We start from the raw sequence: 1,444 nt of genomic DNA, 5'->3' as shown, positions 1-1,444 counted from the left end.
GCTCGAACTGCTCGATGCAGGAGAGGAATTCGGGGTCGAACAGCGCGAAGCCGGCCAGCTCCGCCGCCACGTCCTGCGGCGACCACCGCGGGTTCATGGCGCTCACGCTCTCGGCGGTCGCGGAGGCGACCATCTGCCGCATGCCCGCATGCGCCCCGGCCGGCACATTGCGCAGCAGGAATCCGGGATCGGAGTACACGGCGCGCTTGGGCCGCAACCGGGAGGCCGCCAGGGCCAGGGACAGGCCGCCCAGCGAGTGCCCGATCGCCACGTCGGCTCCGGCAGGCAGGTTTTCCACCAGGTCATCGGCCAGCAGTTCCGGCCGGTAGGCGCCGCGCGGGCTGTGGCCGTGGCCGCGCAGGTCGGGGGCCACGACGCGGTAGCCGAGGCCGATGAGGTGCTCTTCGAACGCATGCCAGGTGCGGTGGTCGGACATGCCGCCGTGGATCAGCAGCGCGACCTTCTCACCGGCGCTCCCGTCGTCCCCGGGACCACTGTCATGAATGTTCAGCTTCATCGCTGGAAGACCTTCCACAGAGGTGATTACACGTGTAAGCATTCTTAAAGCACAGAGCACCCGCCAGGCAAGAGACCCACCGCCACCCAACATCCGCCGCACCCACCGACCCGCGCACGCCCCCAAGGAGGCACCGCCATGCCCGTCCCCCGCACCACGCCACCGCAGAGCACCACCGCCGACCCCGGCCAGGCACCGGCACCGGCCCGCACGACCGAGGCCGCGCGGCTCGACATCCCCGCGCTGATCGCCGAGCTCACACTGGAGGAGAAGACACAGCTCCTCGACGGCTCGGACTTCTGGCACACCCAGCCCGTCGCACGACTCGGCATCCCCGCGATCATGCTGTCCGACGGTCCGCACGGCCTGCGCAAGCAGCAGGAGGGCGGCGACCACCTCGGCCTCCTCGACAGCGTCCCCGCCACCTGCTTCCCGCCCGCCGCGGGCCTGGCCTCCAGCTGGGACACCTCCCTGCTCACCCGCGTGGGAGAGGCAATCGGCCGCGAGTGCCGGGCCGAGCGCGTCGCCGTCGTCCTGGGCCCCGGCATCAACATGAAGCGCTCGCCCCTGTGCGGCCGCAACTTCGAGTACTACTCCGAGGACCCGGCGCTGGCCGGTGCGCTGGGCAGCGCATTCACCCACGGCGTGCAGAGCCAGGGGGTGGGCGTGTCCGTCAAGCACTACGCCGCCAACAACCAGGAGACCGAGCGCATGACGGTCTCCGCCGAGGTCGACGAGCGCACACTGCGCGAGATCTACCTGCCCGCGTTCGAAACCGTGGTCAAAGAGGCCCGGCCGTGGACGGTCATGTCCTCCTACAACAAAATCAACGGCACGTACGTGGCCGAGAGCCGCGCCCTGGTCACCGGGATCCTGCGCGAGGAGTGGGGCTTCGACGGGCTCGTGGTCTCCGACTGGGGCGGCATC

At 70.2% G+C, this 1,444-nt stretch carries 2 protein-coding genes; one reads left to right on the top strand and one right to left on the bottom strand.

The features are described from left to right. The coding region (locus ACQKIP_RS47335; RefSeq protein WP_427745853.1) for an alpha/beta fold hydrolase at positions 1–517 on the bottom strand (517 nt) is incomplete at its 3' end. A 138-nt stretch (positions 518–655) separates the two neighbouring features. On the opposite strand from ACQKIP_RS47335, the gene ACQKIP_RS47330 reads away from it, so the two are divergent. Continuing rightward, positions 656–1,444 (top strand): glycoside hydrolase family 3 N-terminal domain-containing protein (locus ACQKIP_RS47330; RefSeq protein ID WP_427745852.1); only part of this gene is annotated, 789 nt, incomplete at its 3' end.

The organism is Streptomyces sp. NPDC059900 (assembly GCF_050270335.1).
Taxonomy (GTDB): domain Bacteria; phylum Actinomycetota; class Actinomycetes; order Streptomycetales; family Streptomycetaceae; genus Streptomyces.
Note: the sequence above shows the minus strand (reverse complement) of the source record. Positions and strands in the feature narration are given on the sequence as shown.